Raw genomic sequence first — 22,461 nt, 5'->3', positions numbered from 1 at the left:
TTGGGTTAATTACAGAGCTGAGGTAGGACAGCCGTAGCGCTAAGCTTCAGCTTCGCACTAAGGCTGTCCTACCTTTTATCCCTGAAATTCAACTACTTATGCGCTTTCTCTCCATTTTGCTGCTGTGGCTGCTGCCGCTCATCAGCTGGGCCCAGACAGGCGTGCTCAGCGGCACGGTGCGCGACCGGGCCACCCAGCAGCCGGTGCCGGGCGCCACGGTTACGCTGGAAGGCAGTAGCCTGGGCACGGCTGCTGATGAGCAGGGCCGTTTCCGGCTGGCCAATATTCCGACCGGCAGCTACAACGTGCGGGCTTCGTTTATCGGCTACGAGCCGCTGCTGCGCGCCAACGTGGTTATCACCAGCGGCAACGCCAACATTGTGGGCCTGGAGCTGGTGTCCGGCCAGCAGCAGCTGGGCGAGGTGAACGTAGTGGCCAGCCGGGCCATTCGGGTGGCGACGGCCGAAACGCCGCTGAGCGTGCAGCGGCTGAGCGCCCAGGAAATCAAGAGCAACCCGGGCGGCAACTTCGATATTTCGAAGGTGGTGCAGGTGCTGCCCGGCGTGGGCGGCGGCGGCACGGGCGGCACCGCCGGCTTCCGCAACGATATCATCATCCGGGGCGGGGCGCCCAACGAAAACGTGTACTACCTCGACGGCATTGAGGTGCCGGTTATCAACCATTTCCAAACCCAGGGCAGCGCCGGCGGGCCGGCCGGCATGCTCAACGTGAGCTTTATCGACGAGGTGACACTGAGCACCTCGGCCTTCGAGGCCCGCTACGACAACGTGCTCAGCAGCGTGCTGCAGTTCCGGCAGCGCGAGGGCAACCCCGACCGGGTGCAGGGCAACATCCGGCTGAGCGGCACCGAGGTGGCGGGCACCCTGGAAGGCCCGCTGGCGCCCAACACCACGTTTCTGGCCTCCGTGCGCCGCTCCTACCTGCAGGTGTTGTTCAAGCTGATTGACCTGCCCATCCGCCCCGACTACTGGGATTCGCAGTTCAAAATAACTTCGAAGCTGGGCCCCAAAACCACCCTCACCGCCCTGGGGCTGGGCGCCCTCGACCATTTCGAGGTGGCCGTACCGCGCTCCACCACGCCCGAGAAGGCCTACATCATCCGCAACACGCCCACCATTGACCAATGGAACTACACTGTGGGTTTGAGTTTGCGCCAGCTGCTGCCGCGGGGCTACCTCAACCTGGCCCTCAGCCGCACTCAGCTAAGCAATCAGGTCGATTTTTTTGAGGGCGGCTCGGCCAACCGGGGCGATGAAAGCAAGCGGGTGCTGCTGACCCGCTCGGGTGAAACCGAGAACAAGCTGCGCCTTGATGTGAACCGCAGCGCCGGCCGCTGGCGCTACGCCTACGGGGCCGTGGGCCAGTTGATTCACTACGACAACCGCTTTTTCAACCGCCTGCGCCAGGCCGTGCTGGCCCCCGATGGCACCGAGCAGCAGCCAGCCGTTACGGTCAATTTCAACTCCAGCCTCGACTTCGCCCGTTTCGGCGCCTTTGCCCAGCTCACCCGCTCGTTCTTGGCGGCCGACCGGCTCACGCTCTCGGCCGGGGTGCGCACCGATGGCAACAGCTTCACCGACGGCGGGGCCAATTTGCTGCGCACCGTTTCGCCCCGTATTTCGGCCACCTACGCCCTCACGCCGCGCTGGAACCTGAACGCCAGCGTGGGCCGCTACTACAAAATTCCGCCCTCCACCTTGCTCGGCTTCCGCGACAACGCCGGCCGGCTAGTGAACCAATCCAACCGCTATATTGGCAGCACGCACTACGTGGCGGGCCTGGAGTTTCTGCCCGGCCCCAGCCGCCGCCTCACTTTGGAAGGTTTCTGGAAGCAGTACGACCACTACCCGGTAAACGTGCGCGACGGCATCTCGCTGGCCAACCTGGGCGGCGACTTTATCGCCCTGGGCAACGAGGCCGTGACGAGCACCGGCCGGGGCCGGGCCTTCGGGGGCGAGCTGTTTTTTCAGCAGCAGCTCACCCGCAACCTCTACGCGGTGGCCTCCTACACGCTGTTCAACAGCGAGTTTACCGGGGCCGATGGCCGCTACAAGCCCTCGGCCTGGGACACCCGCCACCTGGCCTCGGCGCTGCTGGGCCGCAAATTTGGGCGGGGCTGGGAGCTGGGTTTGAAGTACCGGCTGGCGGGCGGCGCGCCCTACACGCCCTTCGACAACGCCGCCTCCCGGGCCAACTACCTCACTGTGGGCCAGGGCGTGCTCGACTATGGCCGCCTGAACACCCAACGCCTGGGCACCTTCCAGCAGCTCGATTTCCGGCTCGACAAGAAAATAAACCTGCGCCGCCTCACCTTCGATTTCTACGTGGATGTGCAGAACGCGCTGGCCCTGAAGTCGCCGGCCACCCCCAGCTACGTCTTCCAGCGCACGCCCGACAACAGCGAGTTCGTGTCTGCCGACGGCCAGCCCCTGCGCCCCGACGGCAGCAATGGTATTCCGGTGCTGCTTGATAACACCGGCACCACCGTACTGCCCACCATTGGCTTTATCGTGGAGTTTTAGAGAAGCTGTTTCAAAGGTCGAAAGCACAAGGCGGTCATGCTGAGCTTGCCGAAGCATCTCTACCGCTTCGTAGCAGTTATTCAACGAAGCGGTAGAGATGCTTCGGCAAGCTTAGCATGACCGCCTTGTGCTTTCTCAATAGACTCACTTCCAGAATCCGGCCCAAAGACACCGACTGGCCTATTTAGTCGACGCTTGGCGGAGGGCTAGGAACTCCTTGATTTCATCCACGGCAGTGCGGGCCGAGCGGCCTACGCCGATGAGCGTGGCCGACGCAAAACCCGTCCAGGTGCCATAGCCCACCAGCCACAGACCGGGCACGGTGGTGGCGCGGGTGCCCGTGGTAGCCACTTGGCCGTTGGGCTGCAGTATGCCCAGGGCGGCCAGAAACGCCAGTGCGGGCCGGAAACCGGTGCACCAGATAACCGCGTCTACGGCCTGCTCGCGCCCGTCGGCCCACACCACACCCGTGGGCGTGAACCGCCCGAATGGCCGCACACTGCCCAGCGCGCCCCGGTTGCGGGCTTCCTTCACGGGCGGCACCATCACGATGTCGCCGAGCGTGGGCGGCGGGGCCGCCGCTTCGCCGGCCTGGGCGTGGTAGCGCTGGGTGGCCTGGGTGAAAAGCACCCGGCCATCCACGTCATCGGGCAGAAAGCGGGGTTCTTGCTGAGTAATCCAAGTGGTGCGAGCTACTTGCGAAACTTCGGCCAGTACCTGGGCCCCGGAGTTGCCGCCGCCCACCACCAGCACCCGTTGCCCGGCAAACGGGGCCGCCTGCTGGTACCGGCCCGAATGCAGCTGCACGCCGCCAAAACTAGCCTGGCCGGGGTAGGTTGGCACAAAGGGGTTGCGCCAACTGCCCGTTGCGCATACCACGACCCTCGCCTGATAGGTACTAGAGTCGGTTTCCACCACAAACCCGCCTACACGGCCCGCCGCCGCCAGGCGCACGGCGGCCACGCGCACGGGCCGGCGCACCGGCAGTTCGTAGCGTTGCTCGTAGCGGGTGAGGTAGTCAAGCACCGCGTCGCGGGTGGGGAAGCTACTGTCGGCGGCGGATGGGCGGGGCATAAGCCAGCCGGGCAGGGAGCTGGCATCGGCCGGCGAGAACAGCCGGAGCGAGTTCCAGCCGTGCAACCAGGCCCCGCCGGGAGCTGGCTGGTCGTCGAGCAGCACGAAGTTCAGCCCCGCCCGCCGCAAGTAGTAGCCCACCGCCAGCCCGCTCTGGCCGGCCCCGATGACGAGCACATCAATACTAAAATCAGCGGTAACGGCAGCCATAGGCGTCAGGTAATGGAGAATTCGGTCCGGGCGAAATCGTGGGCGTAGGCCTTTACCTGGTCGCGCACCTGGCGAAACTGCTGGCTGATTTCTTCTTCGGTGCCGGTAGCTTTGGCGGGGTCGGGGAAGTTGTGGTGGCGTTTCTGGGCCGTAGACGGGAACACCGGGCACACTTCCTGGGCATGGTCGCACACAGTCAGCACGTAATCGAAGGGCACGGCCGCGTACTCGTCTAAGTGGTTGCTGGTGTGGTGGCTGATGTCCAGGCCGTCCTCGGCCATCACGCGCACGGCGCGGGGGTTAAGGCCGTGCACTTCCACGCCGGCGCTGTACACGGCGGCCCGTTCGCCCAATAGTTGTTCGAGGTAGCCGTGCAACAGCTGGCTGCGGCAGGAGTTGCCGGTACAGAGCACCAGCACGTTTTTCTTGCTTTCCATAATCAGAAATGAGCGATAAGAAGTGAGAATTTGGAGCGCGAATCGAAGGATAGCGAAGCTCCGGCTTCGCGTGCCGTTGCTGATTGCCAAACGCGGCCGTTCAATGGTGCGCGAAGCTGGAGCTTCGTGCTACAGCCGTTCTGCGTAAACCCAGAGGCAGCAGCTTATGCCGCTGCCGTTTTGCCGCCGTACCAACGGCGGCGAAACCAGAAAGCCACATTCACCAGCGCAATCAGGGCCGGCACTTCAATCAGCGGACCGATAACGCCGGCAAACGCCTGGCCCGAGTTCAGCCCGAACACCCCGATAGCCACGGCAATGGCCAGCTCGAAGTTGTTGCCGGTGGCGGTGAAGGCAATGCTGGCATTTTCGGCATAATCGGCCCCCAGCCACTTACCGGCCGCGAAGCTGAGCACGAACATGATGCCGAAGTACAGCGCCAGCGGCAGGGCAATACGCAGCACATCGAGCGGCACCTGCACAATGGTTTCGCCTTTGAGGCTGAACATGACCACAATCGTCAGCAGCAGCGCCACCAGCGTTATCGGGCTGATGGCCGGGAGGTACACCTGCTCGTACCAGGCGTCGCCCTTAAGCCGGCGCAGCACCAGACGCGACAGGAACCCGGCCGCAAACGGGATGCCCAGGTAAACCAGCACGCTCTGGGCAATATCCCAGATGCCGATATTGACGATGTAGCCTTTCAGCCCGAAATACGGCGGCAGCACCGTGATAAACAGCCAAGCCAGCACCGCATAAAACAGCACCTGAAACAGGGAATTAAGCGTCACCAACCCGGCCGCGTACTCGCGGCTGCCGTCGGCCAAATCGTTCCACACCAGCACCATGGCAATGCAGCGGGCAATACCGATAAGAATCAGGCCCATCATGTACTCGGGTTTGTCGGGCAGCAGCCAAATGGCCAGCCCAAACATGAGCAGCGGCCCCACCACCCAGTTGAGCACCAACGAGAGCCCGATAATGCGCGTGTTGCGAAATACCATGGGCAACTGCTCGTACTTGACTTTGGCCAGCGGCGGGTACATCATCAGTATTAGCCCAATGGCCAGTGGCACGTTCACGGTGCCCACCGAAAAGTAGTTCACCGCGTCGTTGAAGCCGGGCACCAAGTAGCCCAGGCCCACGCCCAACAGCATGGCCAGCAATATCCAGAGCGTGAGGCCCCGGTCGAGGCCCGAAAGCTTTTTTTCAGCCAGCACAGCGGAGGCCGGGGCGGCCGGGATGGATGGGTGCGAAGTCAAGAAGACAGGGAGAAAGAAGAACTTAAAGCGGTATCGACGGCCATTTACCCCCTGTAGCGACGCGATGGGCCATTACAGCGGGTATGCCAAGGCTTAGCAGCACCCGCCGCCGGGCGTGCAGGCCGCCATTTGCAGCTGCGGCAGGGCTATTTGCTGAGCGTCGGGGATGCCGCAGGCGTCCTGGGCCAGGCAGGCGGTTTGCTTGGCCGTAAGCACAAAATCGGTGCCGTCGAAGGTGAGGCCGAACTTGCCGATGGTGGCCTGCTGGTACTCCACTTCGATGGCTAACTCCTCGCTGCCCAGAATCTTGTCCGACAGATTGAGGATGTGCAGGAACTTCTGGGGAGCCAGCCGGTGGTCGTAGTCGCCGGCCTCCCAGAGCTGGAAGTTGGCCACCGTTTCGCGACGCTCCACCCCGCCGCAATCAATGAAGTGCTTGCTGACCAGGCCTACTTCGGTAACGTGGAAATGCGGGGGCAGGTATTCGCCGGTGGGCAGGCGGAAATTCACGGCGCTGAGCCCCATCAGGGCCTGCTTCATGTCAGAAATATTCATGATTGAATGAATTAGGAAAAAGAGTGGGTTGAATAGTTGAAGGAACGTCATTCAGAGCGCAACGCAGAATGACGCTTGAACTCGTTGGAGCACATTTCTAATCAGTGGGTTACCACTGCACGTGAGATTCTTCGCTGCGCTCAGAATGACGCTCTGTTAGCACGCGCAACCATCGTTCGGGCCGCAGGCCGCGCCGGTAGTGGCAGCCGCGAAGAAAACGGTGAACTGCTGCTGTACCTGGAGCAGCAGCTCGGTATTGAGGCAGTAGCAGACCGTGAGCCCGTCGATTTCACCACGAATCAGGTCCAGGGCCTTAAGCTCCTGCAGGTGCTGGAAAACGGTGGTGCGCGAGAGTGGCAGCTCGGCGGCAATATCGCCCGAAATGCAGGTGTGCTTGCTGGCCAGTAGCTGGATGATGGCCACTCGCGCCGGATGGGCCAGGGCTTTGGCCAACCGGGCCAGCTGCTGCTGCTCGGCGGTGAAGGCGGCGGTTTTGGCGTATGTCATAAGGAGAACCAAGTAACTATGTCGTAAACATACGACATTTTATGCCGTATGTTTACGACACGACTGTTTTTCTTTGCGCAGGTTTCCACTGCGTCAAAAAGACCTCATGGTTTCTGGCCCTTAAAACCTGCGCTGCGGCCTAACACATAGCCCGCCATCCTGCCGTACCTTGCGGCCCTATGCCCACAACGTCCCCCGACACCCACCCCTTCCTGCTCACCGAGGTTCCGTCGGAACTGAGGACGCCTGAGCGGCAGCAGCGCCTGCTGGTCGACCTTTCGGAGATGGACGAGTACTACGTGGTGTTTGAGCGCTACGGCTTTGGCGGCGGCGGGGCCAGCTGGGCCGAGCACATCGAAACCATACTGGAGGAGCACGACCCCGAACTGCTCGACCATGTGGAACTGGCCGGTGCGGGCGAGATTTTTCGGGCCTATACCGACGGGCCGGCCGCCACGGCGCGGCTGCTGGCATTGGTGCAGCCTGTGTTTGCCGATTTGGGTGCGCTAAGCAAGTATCTGGCCCAGGCCGACCCCACCGATTTTTTCGAGTAGCGCCCCTCAGTCCGGTCCGGCGGGCAAGCCTCGGCAGGAGCCTTGGCGGGCTTACGGCTTCCTGAAATGAATTTTAATCCGCTGCCAGTCCGGCGGCACATTTTGGCTTCCGGCTTGGTTCCGGCCGGGTAGGTATGCCCGGCGCGGGCTGGTGCGGGCCACGTTGGCCAACCAGGTGCCGGGGCCTTGCTGACGAATAGCGACTATTCCTCTTATAATCTGATAATCAGCACTGTTGCGCCTGTCCCTACAGACGCATACTCCGGTTTCGGTAGTGGGCCGCAAGAGTGGGCGCGGCGCTATTTGCCGGGGCAGGATTGAGTGCCGGAGCCGCAGGGGCGGGTGCAGGAGGCATTAACGCTTTTTAATGTAGCCTTAACCTGACCCTAATCCAGTAAACCGACTTTTGTGCCGTCGGGCTGCCTTCCGACGCACTTCTTTCGTCTCCAACTACCGCCCAATGCCCTTGCCCCTGCTCTCCCGTTTCCGTTGGTTGCTGCTGCCAATTTGCGCCGCTTCGCTGACTGGTTGCGGGGCCGACACCCAGGCCGATACGCCCAAAAAAGACACGCTGCCCGAAATTCTGGTAACAGCCCTTAATGCCCGCGACACGGTGCTCACCCACGCCTACGTAGCCGATATTCAGGCCGTGCGCAACGTCGAAATCCGGGGCCGGGTGGAAGGTTTTCTGGAAGAAATTTACGTGGACGAGGGCCAGACCGTGCGCAGGGGTCAGCCGCTTTTCCGCCTCAACGATACCGAGTACCGCAGCCGCGTCAGCCAGGCCAAGGCGGCCCTGGGCAGTGCCCGCGCCGATGCCCGGGTGGCCCAGCTGGAAGTGGAGCGCGTGCAACTGCTGGTAAGCAAAAACATCATCTCCAAAACCGAGCTCGATGTGGCCCGTGCCAAGCTGAATGCCGCCCAGGCCGCCGTGCAGCAGCAGCTTTCGGCCCAGGCCCAGGCCAGCCTCGACCTGTCGTACACGCTGGTAAAAGCGCCGTTTGATGGCGTTATCAACCGCATTCCGCTTAAGAAAGGCAGCGTAATTGAGGACGGCACCCTGCTCACGTCTCTCTCCGACGCCCGCGACATCTTCGCCTATTTCAACGTGTCGGAGGCCGAGTACCTGGAGTACGTGAAAACCCGCCGCCAGGACTCGGCCCGCGCTACCAACGTGGCCACGCTCATTCTGGCCGATGGCAGCACTTACCCGGTGCAGGGCAAGGTAGAAACCGTTGAGTCGCAGTTTGCGCCCAACACCGGCTCCATTGCTTTCCGGGCCCGCTTCGAAAACCCGAAGTTTCTGCTGCGCCATGGTGCTACGGGCAAGGTACTGCTCACCAACACCGTGAAAGACGCCGTGCTGGTGCCCCAGAAATCGGTGTTTGAGGTGCAGGACAAGAACTACGTGTACCTGCTGGGCAAAGGCGGCAAAGTAAGCCAGCAGGCTTTCGAGCCCGAGGCGCGCCTCTCCGACTTTTACGTGGTGAAATCCGGCCTCCAACCCGGCGACAAAGTGGTGTACGAAGGCATCCAGGAGCTGCGCGACGGCGCCGTTATCAAACCCCGCCTGATTACCATGAAGCAGGCGCTGAACCGGTAGAGGAGAGAAGTGAGACATGAGTAGTGAGAGGAGAACGTCATTCTTCGCTCCGCTCTGAATGACGTTCTCCTCTCACTACTCATGTCTCACTTCTCATGTCTCACTACTAAGCCCTAAGCCCCTAAGCCCTAATACCTAACCTTAATGCTCGCACTCTTCATTCGCCGGCCGGTTTTGTCGCTGGTTATTTCGCTGTTTATTACCCTGCTGGGCGGGCTGGCGCTGTTTACGCTGCCCATCACCCAGTTCCCCGACATCGTGCCGCCCTCGGTGACGGTGACGGCCAAGTACACCGGCGCCAACTCGGAGGTGCTGGCCAAGGCCGTGGCTACGCCGCTGGAGCGGGCCATCAACGGTGTGCCGGGCATGACCTACATTCAGTCGGTGAACTCGAACAGCGGCACGACGCTGATTACCGTGTTTTTTGAGGTGGGCACCGACCCCGACCTGGCCGCCGTGAACGTGCAGAACCGGGTGCAGACGGTAATCGACGAGCTGCCCGAAGAAGTTATCAAGGCCGGCGTAGCCACCGAGAAGGAGGTGAACAGCATGCTGCTCTACCTCAACATCATGAGCGACGACCCCAAGGTGGGCGAGAAGTTCATCTATAACTTCGCCGACATCAACGTGCTGCAGGAACTCAAGCGCATTGATGGCGTGGGCTTCGCCGAAATTATGGGCTCGCGCGAGTACTCGATGCGGGTGTGGCTGCAACCCGACCGCATGGTGGCCTACAACGTGTCGGCCGACGAGGTGGTGGACGCCATCCGGGCCCAGAACGTGGAGGCGGCCCCCGGCCGCTCGGGCGAAAGCTCGGGCTCGCAGGCCCAGGTGTTGCAGTACGTGCTGCGCTATACGGGCAAAATGTTCGAGCCCAAGCAGTACGAAAACGTGGTGCTGCGGGCCAACCCCGACGGCTCGGTGCTGCGCCTCAAAGACGTGGCCGAAGTCAAGTTCGATGTGCTCAACTACGGCATGACCTCCAAGATTGACGGCCGGCCCTCGGCCGCCATCATGCTTAAGCAGCGCCCCGGCTCCAACGCCTCGGAGGTAATTGCCAACGTGAAAACGCGCATGGCCGAGCTAAAAGGCACCAGCTTCCCGCCCGGCATGACCTACAACGTAGCTTACGACGTGTCGCGCTTCCTCGACGCCAGCATTAACGCCGTACTTATCACGCTGCTGGAGGCCTTTGTGCTGGTGTTTATCGTGGTATACCTGTTTCTGCAGGACTGGCGCTCGACGCTGATTCCGGCCCTGGCCGTGCCGGTGGCGCTGGTGGGTACGCTGTTTTTCATGCAACTGCTGGGCTTCAGCATCAACCTGCTCACGCTGTTTGCGCTGGTGCTGGCCATCGGTATTGTGGTCGATAACGCCATTGTGGTGGTGGAGGCCGTGCACGCCAAAATGCACGAAAAGCACCTCTCGGCTATGGATGCCACCTTGGAAGCCATGAGCGAAATCGGGGGGGCCATCGTGGCCATTACCCTCGTGATGTCGGCCGTGTTTATTCCGGTGTCGTTCATGGATGGTCCGGTGGGCGTGTTTTACCGCCAGTTTTCGCTCACGCTGGCCATTGCCATTGTGATTTCGGGCGTGAACGCGCTGACGTTGACGCCGGCCTTGTGCGCGCTCATGCTCAAGCCGATGGCCGAGGGCGAGGAGGCCAAAAAGGGCCTCATTAACCGTTTCTTCGCCGGTTTCAACCGCCGCTACGAGAATCTGGCCCAGGGCTACCAGCGGCTGGTGCGCTACGTGGCCAACCGCCGCGTCATCACCGTAGGCCTGCTCATTGGCTTTTGCCTGGCTACCTGGGGCGTACAGTCGGTGCTGCCCTCGGGCTTCATCCCGACCGAAGACCAGGGCATGATTTACGTGAACGTAACCACCCCACCCGGTGCCACTGTGGAGCGCACCGAGCGGGTACTGGATAAGATTGAGGAAGTAGCTGCGGGCCTCGGCCCCGTCGAGTCGGTGTCGACGCTGGCCGGCTACAGTTTGATGAACGAGGTGGCCGGCTCCAGCTACGGCATGGCCATGATCAACCTCAAAACCTGGAAAGACCGCAAGCAGTCGGTAAACGAGCTGATTGCCGAGCTCAACGAGAAAACCAAGGACATCAACGACGCCGATATCCAGTTCTTCCCGCCGCCCACCGTGCCCGGCTTCGGCAACTCGGCCGGCTTCGAGCTGCGCCTCTTGGACCGCACCGGCCGCGGCGACCTGCAGCAGACGGCCAAAGTCAGCCAGGAGTTCGTGGCCGCCCTGCGCCAGTCGCCGGCCATCGGCTCGGCCTTCACCGGCTTCGACGCCAGCTTCCCGCAGTACCTGATTCATGTGGACCAGGACCAGGCCGCCAAAAAGGGCGTGACCGTGGATAAGGCGATGAGCACGCTCCAGACGCTGATGGGCTCGTTTTACGCCTCCAACTTCATCCGCTTCGGCCAGATGTACAAGGTGATGGTGCAGGCCGACCCCAGCTTCCGCACCAAGCCCGAGGACGTACTGAAACTGTACGTTAAAAACGACCGCAACGAGATGGTGCCCTATTCCTCGTTCGTGCGGCTGGAGCGGGTGTACGGCCCCGAGCAGCTCACGCGCTACAACATGTACACCTCGGCCATGATCAATGGCGATGCGGCCTCCGGCTACTCATCGGGCGACGTGATTTCAACCATCGAGAAAGTGGCCGCCACCGAGCTGCCCCGCGGCTACACCTACCAGTGGAGCGGCATGACGCGCGAGCAGATTCTGAGCGGCAACCAAGCGCTGTACGTGTTCGGCATCGTCCTCATTTTTGTGTATCTGCTGCTGGCGGCCCAATACGAAAGCTTCCTACTGCCGCTGCCGGTACTACTGAGCCTGCCCACCGGCATCTTCGGCGCCTTCCTGGCCCTGAAGCTGCTGGGCCTCGAAAACAACATCTACGCCCAGGTTTCGCTAGTGATGCTGATTGGTTTGCTGGGTAAGAACGCCATTCTCATCATCGAATTCGCGGTGCTCAAGCGCAAGGAAGGCCTCTCGGCCCTGGAGGCGGCCGTGGAAGGAGCTTACGCCCGCCTGCGCCCCATCCTGATGACCAGCTTCGCCTTCGTGGCCGGCCTGATTCCGCTTACCATTGCCACCGGCGCGGGCGCGCTGGGCAACCGCTCCATTGGCACGGCCGCGGCCGGTGGCATGCTCATCGGCACCCTGTTCGGCGTTATCCTCATTCCGGGTTTGTACGTGCTGTTTTCGGGCGGGGGCAGGAAGAAGAACAAGCCCGCCAAGCCGGTGAGCGAAAAGGTGGCTGAGCCGGAGCCGGCCGTACTGGCCTAATTTTCTGAGCTGTTAGCCAGCAGCTATTTAGCTGTTAACTTTTTCAACCACTCCCTACTTACAGCCGGATTTCAGGGTGATGTTCCAAACAGAACCACTGTTTTCCACCTGAACTGAAGCTAACCGCTATCAGCTGATAGCTAACGGCTAAATACCGAATCCATGCCCCGCTTTTCCCGTTCCGTTCTTTCCTTTCTCACGGTTGCCTCGCTGGCGGCCACAGGTTGCCGGGTAGCCGCGCCCGACGCCCTGCCCCGCACCGCAGCCGTGCCGCTGGCCTTCCCGCTACCCCCGGCAGCCGATTCGGCTGCAACCGACTCGGCCTCGTTTGCCCGCCAGCCCTGGCGCGAGCTGTTCGCCGACTCCAACCTCGTGGCCCTGATTGATACGGCACTGCAAGCCAACCCCGACTTGCGCATTACACTGCAACGCATTGAAATTGCGCGGGCCGATTTGCGGGTGCGGCGCGGGGCATTGCTGCCCCAGGTAGATGGAGTCGTTAGTGCCGGCGTGGAGCGTTTCGGCGACTACACGCTTAACGGCATCGGCAACTACGACACCAACCTTTCGCCCAACATCGAGGGTAAGCAACGGATTCCGACGCCAACGCCCGACTTTTTTGTGGGCCTACGCTCGTCGTGGGAAATTGACTTGTGGGGCAAGCTGCGCCAGCGTCGGCAGGCGGCCTACCTGCGCCTGCTGGCCACCGAGCGGGGCCGCCACCTGGTGCAAACGCAGCTGGTAGCCGAGGTGGCCCGCCAGTATTTCACCCTGCTCAGCTACGACAACGAGCTGCTGGTACTCAGCAAAAACCAACAGCTGCAGGAGCGCGCCCTCGACATTGTGGGCACGCTCAAGCGGGCCGGCCGGGCCAACGAGCTGGCCGTGCAGCAGTTCCGGGCCCAGCTGCTGCGCACCCGCGCCCTGGAGGCCGAAACCCGCCAGCGTATTGCCGCCACCGAAAACACGCTCAACCGCCTGCTCGGCCGCTACCCCCGCCCTATTGCCCGCACCCTGCCACTTCTGGCGCAACCCCTGCCCAGTAGCCTGGCAACCGGCCTGCCTGCCACCACCCTGCTGCGCCGCCCCGATGTGCGCCAGGCCGAGCTGGAGCTGGTAGCCACCCGCGCCGACGTATCGGCGGCCCGGGCCGCCTTTCTGCCCTCGCTGCGCCTCACGCCCTACGTGGGCCTGAACGCCTACCGCGCCTCTGTCCTGTTCACCACGCCCGGCTCGCTGGCCTACGGGCTGCTGGCGGGCCTCTCGGCTCCGCTTTTCAACCGCGCCGAGCTGCAGGCCGACTACCGCCGCTCAGTAGCCCAGCAGCAGATTGCCTACAGCAGCTACCAAAAGGCCGTTCAGGTAGGTTTTGAGGAAGTAACCACCAACCTGCGCGGCATCGAGAATTACCAGCGCGTATTCGAGCTGCAACAGCAGCAGGTAGAAGCGCTTCAGCAGGCCGTGAGCATCTCCGACGACCTGTTCAAGGCCAACTACGCCACCTACCTCGAAGTCATCAGCGCCCAGCGCAATGTGCTTGAAGCCGAGCTGGAGCTCACCAACACCCGCCGCCAGCAGTTCCTGCTCCTCATCGACCTGTACCGGGCCCTGGGCGGCGGCTGGACGCCGGTGGGGCAGTAAGGCTAGGGCGTTGCACCTCACGTCCGCCTCACCCCCTAGCCCCCTCTCCGAAAAAGGAGAGAGAGAACTAGATGCTGGATTTTTAGCTCAGTGATAGTTGCTCTAGCGCTAGAAAACTACAGGCTAATCCCCCTCTCCTTTTTCGGAGAGGGGGCTAAGGGGTGAGGCGCCCGCCAGAACAACGAAGAAAACGACCCTACCACACCCCGCAGTCGTCGGAGCCGATGGGGGCACCGTCGGGCATGGGCATGGGCAGGGCGGGCGCGGGCTCAAACTTGCCGGGGTTTTCTTCAAACTGGGCTATGGTGCGCAACGCCAGCAGCGCGGTGGCCCTCTGGCTCTGGTTTTTAGCTGACTTCTGGATTTTTTGAAGCTGATTTTTCAGTTCCTCAACTTTCAACATCACCATGGCCCGCACACCCGTTGGGGCCGTGGGGGTGGCAGCCAGCGTGAGCAGCTGCCGAAGTGTGAGCTGCTGCACGAGGCGCTGCAGCTGGCCCGCCGGGCCGGTTTCGGGGCGGGCGCCCCAGGTAGCGGTCAGCAGCTTGTCGAGCACGGCGCTCAGGCCAGGCTGCTCGGGGTGGCGGGCGTGGTAGTCTTCCAGGCGGGCCGCCCGTTGGGGGTGCAGCAGAAACTCCAGCGTAGTAGCCGCCGCCGACTCGGCCGCGCCCAGCGCATCGAAGGTGAGGCCGGTGCGGCTCGGAAAGGTTTCGCGGGAGCGGCCGTAGTTCACGGGCCGGGGCGGAATCTTGGCCAGCAGTTCCTCCGACAGCGCCAGTTCGCGGGGCGAAATCGTGCGCAGCAAAGCCTCCACGGCTCTCATCTGCTCGGATGGCGGCACTAGTTTGGTGATGGTTTGGCCGTCGCCTTTGAGGGCGTAGGTGTAGTAGAGGCCGCCCACCTGCTTGGCCGCCGCCTCAACCTGGTAGCGCTGCAGCAGGTAAATGGGCACCAGCACTTCTTCGAGCAGCGCCATGGGCTGGCCCGGGGCCAGAGCTTTTTCGGAGAAGCGGGCCAGCAGTTGGCCGCGCACATCCATCAGGCGGTTCAACTCGTCGGTGGCGTTGGTGCCATCATCCCAGAGGTGGGCCGTGGGGTGGGCGCCACCGGCGGCGCGGGCATCGGCGTCGGCCATGAAGGCAAAACCGTCGGCCAGCGTCTGGCGCATAATGGCGGGCAGGGCCGCTTTTTCGGCGTCCACCGACCCAAAATCCTGGTAGCCGTAGAGTATGGCGCGCTTGTCCCAGCTGCCAATGCCGGTGGCGTAGGCCTGGCTTAAATCAATGCTGCCATCGGGGCGCAGCAGGATGCGGGGCATGGGGTAATCCATCACCGAGGCCCGCTCCTGGGGGCTGGCGGCGTAGTTGTGGTAGAGGCCCAGCGTGTGGCCCACCTCGTGGGCGGCCAGCTGGCGCAGGCGGGCCACAGCCATTTGCAGCATGGCCGGGTTGGTGGGCTGCCCGTCATCCCCGTAGGGTTGCAGCAGCCCCTCGGCAATCAGGTAGTCCTGGCGCACCCGCAACGAGCCGAGCGACACCTGCCCCTTGATGATTTCGCCGGTACGCGGGTCTACGATGCTCGCCCCGTACGACCAGCCCCGGGTGGAGCGGTGCACCCACTGAATGACGTTGTAGCGGATGTCCATGGGGTCGGCTTCTTCGGGCAGCAGCTTCACCTGGAAAGCATTGCGGTAGCCCGCCGCCTCGAAGGCCTGATTCCACCACGCGGCCCCTTCGAGCAGGGCCGAGCGCACGGGCTCGGGCGCGCCCCGGTCGAGGTAGTACACGATGGGCTTTACGGCCTCGCTCACGGCCGCTGCGGGGCTCTGCTTGCGCAGGCGGTGGCGCACCAGCTGGCGCTGCATCAGCGGCTGGTTGATCGGGGTGGCGTAGTCGGCGAATTCGTTGGCATAGTAGCCGGCGCGGGGGTCGAAGGCGCGGGGCTGGTAGTTGGCGTCGGGCAGCTGAATAAAGGAGTGGTGCAGATGCACCGTTAGGGCACTCGGGTCGGGCGTGACGGAGCTGATTTCGCGGCCCTTGGCCTTACCTGTCAGCGTGACCATCGCCTCAAACTCCACATTCTGCGGGAAGCCCTTGGTGTTGGGCAGGAACACGGCCGAGCGGCTTTCCTCGGCCTTATAGCTGCCCTGCTTGAGCTCTTCCAGCTTGTCGCCGAGCTGGTGGGAGTCGCGCAGCAGAAAGGGCGTCAGGTCCACCAGCACCCGGTTGCCCTCCCGGGCTTCGGCCTTGAAGCCCCAGATAACAGAGCGCGCGAAGGCCTGTTCCACCGACTTACGCTCGTCGGGGTTGGGGCTCACGGCGCGGTAGTCATAGTTGGGCTGGAGCAGCAGAATTTTGGGGCCGCTGCGCACAAATTTCACGATGCGCGTCTGCCCGATCTGGCCCCGGTCCAGGCCCAAATCATTGGAACCCACGCCGTGGGGCAGGCTGCTGACGTAAAGAATTTCCTGGTCGAGCTTGTCGATTTCGAGCAGAATCCGGCCGGTCTTCTCATCCCAGTAGAAGGGGAAAAAGCCCTCAAATTTCTGCAGGCCTTTCGTTTTTTCAGCCAGCGTCTGGGCCTTCAGGCCGTGGGCTGCGAGCAGCAGCAGGCTCAGCAGCAATGCGTAGAATTTGGTCACGGGCAGGAAGGGTTTGGGAGGTGGCAAGCGGCGGTAAGGTAGCACGGGAAACCCAGTACCCGCCCGGTGGCTTTGGTTGCGCTTCGGTTTGCGGCCGCAGCTGCAACTTCCAACCAGCCGTCGGACTCCTGTCAGGGTCATCCACTTGTCTATTTCATTGACCGCCCTACTCCTCCCACTGCTGCTAGCCGGCCACTGCGCCGCCAGCCCCGCCCTACCCGACTCCCTAACGGCCCGTGAAAGCCGTAACCTTACGGCGCTGGCCCGGGCGGTGGGCGACCTCAAGTACTTCTACCCCAACCGCCACACGGCCCGCGTAAGCTGGGAAACGGTGCTTACCCGCGCCATTCCGGCCGTGCGCCGCGCCCGTACCGACCAGTTGCTGGCTGCCACCCTCGACAGCCTGCTACGGCCGCTGGCTCCCAAAGCCACTTTCACAATTTCACCGACCACACCCGCCCCAGCCGATCCATCAAGGGTTACCGCCGGCCACTTCTGGGAACACCACGGCTTGGGGCTTGACAAGGCTGGTTTAGGCTTGACAACGGGAATTATGCGCTTGGGCGGCTTACGCTACGAGAGCCGGATTCGGGCCGCTTCAGCAGCGGAAGTGGCAGGAGCCTTTCCGGTCGGACAGCCGCAATACACCGAGCTCCTCACCGATTCGGTGAGCTTGACGCTACCGCTGATACTCACAGAAACTCAGCACCAGCAGCGGCTGCATTACCAGCCGGGCCGGCGGAGACGGCGGTTGCGGGCTGACACCCCGGAGCAGCGGATGGCCACAACCATCCTCACCTGGAACATCATCCGCCATTTCTACCCCTACCGCATCGTGCTCCATAGCGCCGGGTGGACCGATGCGCTGACCGTGGCCCTGCCACAAGCTGCCCGCGCCACTTCTGAAACCGCACTAATGACTGCCATCCACCGGATGCTGGCCCACCTGCCTGACCGCCACATCAACTTCGTGCCCAGCACCCTTACTGGTCTGCACATCAGCCCGCCCCCGTACGCCTTGCAACTGGAGTTGGCAGACAGCGCGGTAGTGGTGCGCCAGGTACCCGCTGAACTGCGGCCGTTCGTGGCTCCTGGGGCGGTCTTGACCCACCTGAACAGCCAGTCCATAGGCCGGCTGTTAGACTCAATACGCCTCATACTTCCGGCCACCTCGCCTGCTGTAGCCCGCCAGTTGGCGGCTCAGCAACTCGTGTCGAAACTGGGTGCCACGTACCGGGCAGCTGCTTTCACCTTTCAGGATTCCACGGGCCAGTTTCGCACCTACCGCTGGACGTTCCGGCAATTACGCGGCAGCAGCTACCACGAACTGCCACCAGTGCGGGAGTTGGCGGGAGGCCTTGTGTACCTTGATGCGGCCCGCCTGCGCTACAAGGATTTCCAACGGGCGCTGCCGCAGCTACAGGCGGCCCGGGGCTTGGTAGTTGATCTGCGCCGCCGACCTCACTACGAATTATCGCGCATTTTACCTCACTTCTCAGCCGAACCGCTGCTTTTCATCAGTACGGCCACGCCGCAATTGCGGCAGCCCAACTTTCGTCATGCCGTATTTCGATTTCGGGAAAATACGCCCAAAATACCCCAGCTACCGCTGCTGGCTATGCCCAAGATATTCCTGACCGGCCCTGATACCTACAGCTACGGCGAAACGGTAGCCGCCATAGTGCGCAACAACGGCCTCGGATTGCTGCTGGGCCAACCCACCGGCGGCACCAACGGCGAAATGAACTTCGCTACAATCGGCCGCACTTATAAGCTGAGTTTTACCGGCCGCTGCGTTAGGCCTACGGGCGAGGTATACCAGGGCCGTGGGCTGGCTCCTGATATTCTGGTGAAGCCTACCCGGCAGCAGCTGGCGCGCGAGCAGGATGCGGCGCTGGAACGGGCCGTACAGTGGCTTCGGAGTAAATAGTAATCATCTTTCCCACATAGTCTTACAGAGGAATGCGCTGAAGTAACAAGAATTGTTTCTTTTAACCTCCACGCATCCCTTCTTAAGCCGCTACGAGGAAACTTACTCCCCCACTATCTCCTCAATCCGCCCTAACTCCCCCGTACTAAACGCCAAGTTCTCCAAACAGCGCAGCGAGTCGTCGAGCTGGGCGGGGCGGCTGGCCCCGATGAGCACCGACGTTACCCGCTCGTCGCGCAGCACCCAGGCCAGGGCCATTTGGGCCAGGCTCTGGCCTCGCTCCTGGGCCAGCTCGTTCAGATTCTTAATCTGCGTCAGGCGCTCTTTGGTAAGGTTGCCTTCGGTGAGGAAACCCACGCCCTTAGCTACCCTCGAGTCGGCAGGAATGCCCTGCAGGTACTTGCCCGTGAGCAGGCCCTGGGCCAACGGCGAGTAAGCAATGCTGCCCACGCCCTCGCGGCCCAGCAAGTCGAGCAGGCCGTTTTCGGGGCTGCGCTCGAACATGGAGTATTTGGGCTGATGAATCAGGCAGGGCGTGCCCAGCTCGCGCAGCAGCCGGATGGCCTCGGCAGCTTCGGCCGGCTCGTAGTTGCTGATGCCCACGTACAGGGCCTTACCCTGGCGCACGGCCTGGGCCAGCGCACCCATCGTTTCTTCCAGCGGCGTGTCGGGGTCGAAACGGTGTGAGTAGAAGATGTCGACGTACTCCAGGCGCATCCGTTTCAGGCTCTGATCGAGGCTGGAAAGCAGGTACTTGCGCGAGCCCCACTCGCCGTAGGGGCCGGGCCACATGTCGTAGCCCGCCTTGGTCGAAACCACCAGCTCGTCGCGGTAGCCCCGGAACTCTTCCTTCAAAATGCGGCCGAAGTTGGTTTCGGCGGAGCCGGGCGGCGGGCCGTAATTGTTGGCCAGATCGAAGTGCGTGATGCCCGAGTCGAAGGCGCGGTGCAGGATGGCGCGGAAGTTTTCAAGCACGTCCACGTCGCCGAAGTTGTGCCAGAGACCGAGCGAGACGGCCGGCAGTTTTAGGCCGCTGCGGCCACAGCGGCGGTAGGGCATGGCGGCGTAGCGGGCGGGGCTGGGGAGGTAGTGCATGAGAGTGGTGGCTAGTACGGCCGTAAATATCCGAACAAACCGCTTTCGGTAGTCTAGCACTCCTGGCTGGCAAATACTTCAGGTATGCAACCAACGGCGCAGCCCGCCAGTTATGGCGAAGCTCCTGGCAATTCCTACGCGGCCACTGCCGGCACCACATCCAGCGCCTGAATCTGCGCTTTATAGGCGGTGGGCAGCAGAGCTTCACGGGCCCACCGGCTTGGGCCCAGGTGCTGGGTGCGGTGGTACAGGGGCAGCAGCCGGCGTATCTCCCAACCGGAGCCCAGGCGCAGCAGCTGGCGCACGAGCGGCGGCACGATTAAGCCCTGAGCGGCCCGCAGCAGCCGGTAGCGCACCGGGCCGAGGTGGCGGCGGTACTGCCGGTAGAGGTCGGTGGTGTAGCGGCTGGGGGCCAGGTCCTGCCGCAAGTGCTGCTGGCGGGCGGCGTGCCAGGGCCCATACGTGAGGGGCACTTCCGGAATACCCATGCGTTGCCCCACCCGGCCGAACACCGCCACTACTTCCTGCTTTTCGGCGGCGGTCAGGGGGCGCTCTAGGGCTTCGTAGGCACGGATGGAGTAGTCGATGAGCATGAACAGCACGTCGCGGTAAGCCCAGGCCGGTATGCGCTGGCCACGTTGGGCCTCTACCCCGGCGTGGATGGCGACAATGGTGTCGATGGCCCGTTCGGCGGCGTGCTGCTCGGCAAACACAATCTGGCGGGCATATTCCACCGTCGAGAACAGGCGGCCCAGCGGGTCGGCGGGCAGGCGGCCGGTGAAATACAGCCAGTCGACGGCCTTGTTGACGGCAAACTCGGCTGCGGCTCCGGCAAAAATGAATAGGATGGTATCGGCCTTGCCCCAAATGGTACGCACGACGGAGCCTGGCGGCACAAAGTATTCCATAGCATTAGTGTAAATCTGCCCCTATTCTATTTGGTTGCTGGCAGCTAAATTGAGTTGCAATTTATCAAAGTACTTTTGAATACAAAGCATACAGTAGCTTTGCCGTATACTTTGCCGGGAGTTGAACCCCGTTCCTGTTGCCATGCTTTCGCCCATGCTGCCTTAACGCCCCGCCTTTAGCTTTTCTACTCGCCAGCTCCGGCTGCTGGCGCTAGCCCTGCTCACGGGGCTGCTGGGTCTGGGCTCCCGGCATTACGCCCCCGCCCTGCCGGCCTGGCTGGCCGCGTACGCCGGCGATACGCTCTGGGCACTGCTGGTTTTCTGGCTGATGACCCTGGCGCAGCCCCGCTGGCCGGTGGGGCGGGCGGGGCGTTGGGCCTTCGGTTTGGCCGTAGCCGTCGAAATCAGTCAGCTGTATCAGGCTCCCTGGCTTAACGCTCTCCGCGCTACCACTTTGGGTGGTCTGGTACTGGGGTTCGGCTTCCTTTGGTCGGATGTGCTGTGTTACGGCGCGGGGGTGCTGCTTGGATGCGGCCTGGAATGGTGCTGGCGGTGGGGCACAACCGGTCCTTAGCTGCTCAGTCCCGCTTGCCCGGCCTCTCGGCTCATTCGCCGCCTGTTGGCTTTGGCAGGCTACCTTTGCTCCTTATCCACTAACCACTCCGCCCTATGCCCAACCCCAACGACCCCGCCCTGCGCTCCTGGATTGACATTGCCCCCACCAGCGACTTTCCCATTCAAAACCTGCCGTTTGGCGTGTTCGAAACGCCCGAGCGGGGCCCGCGGCTGGGTGTGGCTATCGGCGAGTACGTGCTCGACCTGTACGCCGTGGCCCAGTTCGGTTATTTTGAAGATCTGGAGCTGGGCGCCAAAATGCCCAAGGTGTTTCGGCGGCGCAGCCTCAACCAGTTTATTGCCTTGGGCCGGCCGGCGTGGCGCGCCGTGCGCCAACGCCTAAGCGAGCTGCTGCGCCACGACAACCCCACCCTGCGCGACCAGCCCGAAGCCATGCGCGAGTGCCTGCTACGCCAGGATGCCGTACAGATGCTGCGCCCCATCAAGCCTCAGAACTACACCGATTTTTACTCCAGCATTGAGCACGCCACCAACGTGGGCACCATGTTCCGCGACCCCAACAACGCGCTGCTGCCCAACTGGCGCCATATTCCCATTGGCTACCACGGCCGGGCCAGCTCCATTGTGGTTAGCGGCACCGACATCCGGCGGCCCAACGGCCAGCGCAAGGCCCCCGATGCGGCGGCGCCCACCTTCGGTCCCAGCCAGCAGCTCGATTTTGAGCTGGAAATGGCCTTTGTGGTGGGCCGCCCCACCGCGCTCGGCGACACGCTGTCGGTGCAGAGCGCCGAGGACTACATTTTCGGGCTGATGCTGTTCAACGACTGGAGCGCCCGCGACATTCAGAGCTGGGAGTACGTGCCATTGGGGCCGTTTCTGGGCAAAAGCTTCGGCAGCAGCGTGGCGCCCTGGGTGGTCACGCTCGATGCGCTGGAGCCGTTCCGCATTCCCGGGCCGGTGCAGGAGCCCGAGCCGCTGCTGTACCTGCGCCAGACCGGCAACCACAACTTTGACGTCAACCTGGAAGTCACTATCCAGCCCGACGGCGGGCCCGAAACGGCCGTTTCGTATGCCAATTTCGGGCTCATGTACTGGAGCATGGCCCAGCAGCTCACCCACCACGCTTCCAACGGCTGCAACCAGCAAATCGGCGACCTGTACGCCTCGGGCACCATTTCGGGCACCACGCCCGACTCGCTGGGCTCGATGCTGGAGCTGTCCTGGAAGGGCACCCGCCCCGTGCCGCTGGCCGATGGCACGGAGCGCAAGTTTTTGCAGGATGGCGACCGGGTAACCATGCGTGGTTTTGCCGAAAAGGACGGCGTCCGTATCGGTTTCGGTGAGGTAACGGGCAAGGTACTGCCGGCACCCAGCCTGGATTTCTAACGGCACTGCCACAAGGCGGCAGTAGCGCAAACCAACGGCCCGCTAAGCACCAGCTACGCCTGTTGTTGCTGACTGCACAGGACACGTAGCGAAAAAAAGAACGGAGCCGAATCGTCTACCACCCGGTAGCACCGATTCGGCTCCGCGCTGTTTGCTGGCTTATTGTTTTTTGCTCGCTGGCATTTTCAAGCGCCACCGTAACAACCTTCTGGCAGGGCCCG

Annotated in this window: 16 protein-coding genes; 8 read left to right on the top strand and 8 right to left on the bottom strand. The window is 62.7% G+C overall.

Features of this window, described 5'->3' with window-relative positions; all coding sequences use genetic code 11:
- Positions 1–98: 98 nt before the first annotated feature.
- Positions 99–2,543: a TonB-dependent receptor gene (locus tag J7E24_RS11330; protein ID WP_215138179.1), complete on the top strand. Its 2,445-nt coding sequence runs from the start codon at positions 99–101 to the stop codon at positions 2,541–2,543.
- A 180-nt stretch (positions 2,544–2,723) separates the two neighbouring features.
- Here J7E24_RS11330 and J7E24_RS11325 read toward each other — a convergent pair whose 3' ends face one another.
- The 5 genes from J7E24_RS11325 to J7E24_RS11305 form a co-directional block, all read right to left on the bottom strand.
- A complete protein-coding gene (locus tag J7E24_RS11325) occupies positions 2,724–3,827 on the bottom strand; it encodes an ArsO family NAD(P)H-dependent flavin-containing monooxygenase (RefSeq protein WP_215138177.1) in 1,104 nt (367 codons plus the stop codon).
- Between the two features lie 5 nt (positions 3,828–3,832).
- A complete protein-coding gene (locus J7E24_RS11320; RefSeq protein ID WP_215138175.1) occupies positions 3,833–4,264 on the bottom strand; it encodes an arsenate reductase ArsC in 432 nt (143 codons plus the stop codon).
- A 164-nt stretch (positions 4,265–4,428) separates the two neighbouring features.
- A complete protein-coding gene (gene arsB / locus J7E24_RS11315; RefSeq protein ID WP_317195652.1) occupies positions 4,429–5,526 on the bottom strand; it encodes an ACR3 family arsenite efflux transporter in 1,098 nt (365 codons plus the stop codon).
- Positions 5,527–5,619: 93 nt separating this feature from the next.
- A complete protein-coding gene (locus J7E24_RS11310; RefSeq protein WP_215138173.1) occupies positions 5,620–6,081 on the bottom strand; it encodes a DUF6428 family protein in 462 nt (153 codons plus the stop codon).
- Positions 6,082–6,237: 156 nt separating this feature from the next.
- Complete coding sequence (locus J7E24_RS11305) at positions 6,238–6,588, bottom strand: ArsR/SmtB family transcription factor (protein ID WP_215138172.1); 351 nt, start codon at positions 6,586–6,588, stop codon at positions 6,238–6,240.
- A 179-nt stretch (positions 6,589–6,767) separates the two neighbouring features.
- On the opposite strand from J7E24_RS11305, the gene J7E24_RS11300 reads away from it, so the two are divergent.
- The 4 genes from J7E24_RS11300 (at position 6,768) to J7E24_RS11285 (ending at position 13,704) form a co-directional block, all read left to right on the top strand.
- Entirely contained in the window at positions 6,768–7,142 is a 375-nt protein-coding gene (locus J7E24_RS11300; RefSeq protein ID WP_215138170.1) for an immunity 51 family protein, read from the top strand.
- Positions 7,143–7,602: 460 nt separating this feature from the next.
- Positions 7,603–8,745, top strand: coding sequence for an efflux RND transporter periplasmic adaptor subunit (locus J7E24_RS11295; RefSeq protein WP_215138168.1), 1,143 nt, complete (start codon positions 7,603–7,605; stop codon positions 8,743–8,745).
- Positions 8,746–8,889: 144 nt separating this feature from the next.
- A complete protein-coding gene (locus J7E24_RS11290) occupies positions 8,890–12,063 on the top strand; it encodes an efflux RND transporter permease subunit (protein ID WP_215138166.1) in 3,174 nt (1,057 codons plus the stop codon).
- Between the two features lie 162 nt (positions 12,064–12,225).
- The gene (locus J7E24_RS11285; protein ID WP_215138164.1) at positions 12,226–13,704 is read left to right on the top strand and encodes an efflux transporter outer membrane subunit; all 1,479 of its coding nucleotides are present in this window, start codon (positions 12,226–12,228) and stop codon (positions 13,702–13,704) included.
- A 196-nt stretch (positions 13,705–13,900) separates the two neighbouring features.
- Here the strand turns inward: J7E24_RS11285 and J7E24_RS11280 are convergent, their stop codons facing one another.
- Positions 13,901–16,345, bottom strand: a complete 2,445-nt coding sequence (locus tag J7E24_RS11280) for a zinc-dependent metalloprotease (RefSeq protein WP_317195651.1) — start codon at positions 16,343–16,345, stop codon at positions 13,901–13,903.
- Positions 16,346–16,502: 157 nt separating this feature from the next.
- Here J7E24_RS11280 and J7E24_RS11275 point away from each other — a divergent pair, with 157 nt between their 5' ends.
- Positions 16,503–18,275: a S41 family peptidase gene (locus J7E24_RS11275; protein WP_215138154.1), complete on the top strand. Its 1,773-nt coding sequence runs from the start codon at positions 16,503–16,505 to the stop codon at positions 18,273–18,275.
- Positions 18,276–18,377: 102 nt separating this feature from the next.
- On the opposite strand, the gene mgrA is transcribed toward J7E24_RS11275, so the two are convergent.
- Both mgrA and J7E24_RS11265 read right to left on the bottom strand, forming a co-directional pair.
- On the bottom strand, positions 18,378–19,370 hold the full coding sequence (mgrA, locus tag J7E24_RS11270) for an L-glyceraldehyde 3-phosphate reductase (RefSeq protein ID WP_215138152.1): 993 nt from the start codon (positions 19,368–19,370) through the stop codon (positions 18,378–18,380).
- A 134-nt stretch (positions 19,371–19,504) separates the two neighbouring features.
- Positions 19,505–20,278 carry an oxygenase MpaB family protein gene (locus J7E24_RS11265; RefSeq protein ID WP_215138150.1) on the bottom strand — a complete coding sequence of 258 codons (774 nt, stop codon included), beginning with the start codon at positions 20,276–20,278 and terminating at the stop codon, positions 19,505–19,507.
- Positions 20,279–20,480: 202 nt separating this feature from the next.
- Here J7E24_RS11265 and J7E24_RS18015 point away from each other — a divergent pair, with 202 nt between their 5' ends.
- Positions 20,481–20,852, top strand: a complete 372-nt coding sequence (locus tag J7E24_RS18015; protein ID WP_215138323.1) for a DUF2809 domain-containing protein — start codon at positions 20,481–20,483, stop codon at positions 20,850–20,852.
- Positions 20,853–20,947: 95 nt separating this feature from the next.
- A complete protein-coding gene (gene fahA / locus J7E24_RS11255; protein ID WP_215138148.1) occupies positions 20,948–22,240 on the top strand; it encodes a fumarylacetoacetase in 1,293 nt (430 codons plus the stop codon).
- Positions 22,241–22,461 lie beyond the last annotated feature (221 nt).

Source organism: Hymenobacter sp. ISL-91, assembly GCF_018613725.1.
GTDB lineage: Bacteria > Bacteroidota > Bacteroidia > Cytophagales > Hymenobacteraceae > Hymenobacter.
Note: the sequence above shows the minus strand (reverse complement) of the source record. Positions and strands in the feature narration are given on the sequence as shown.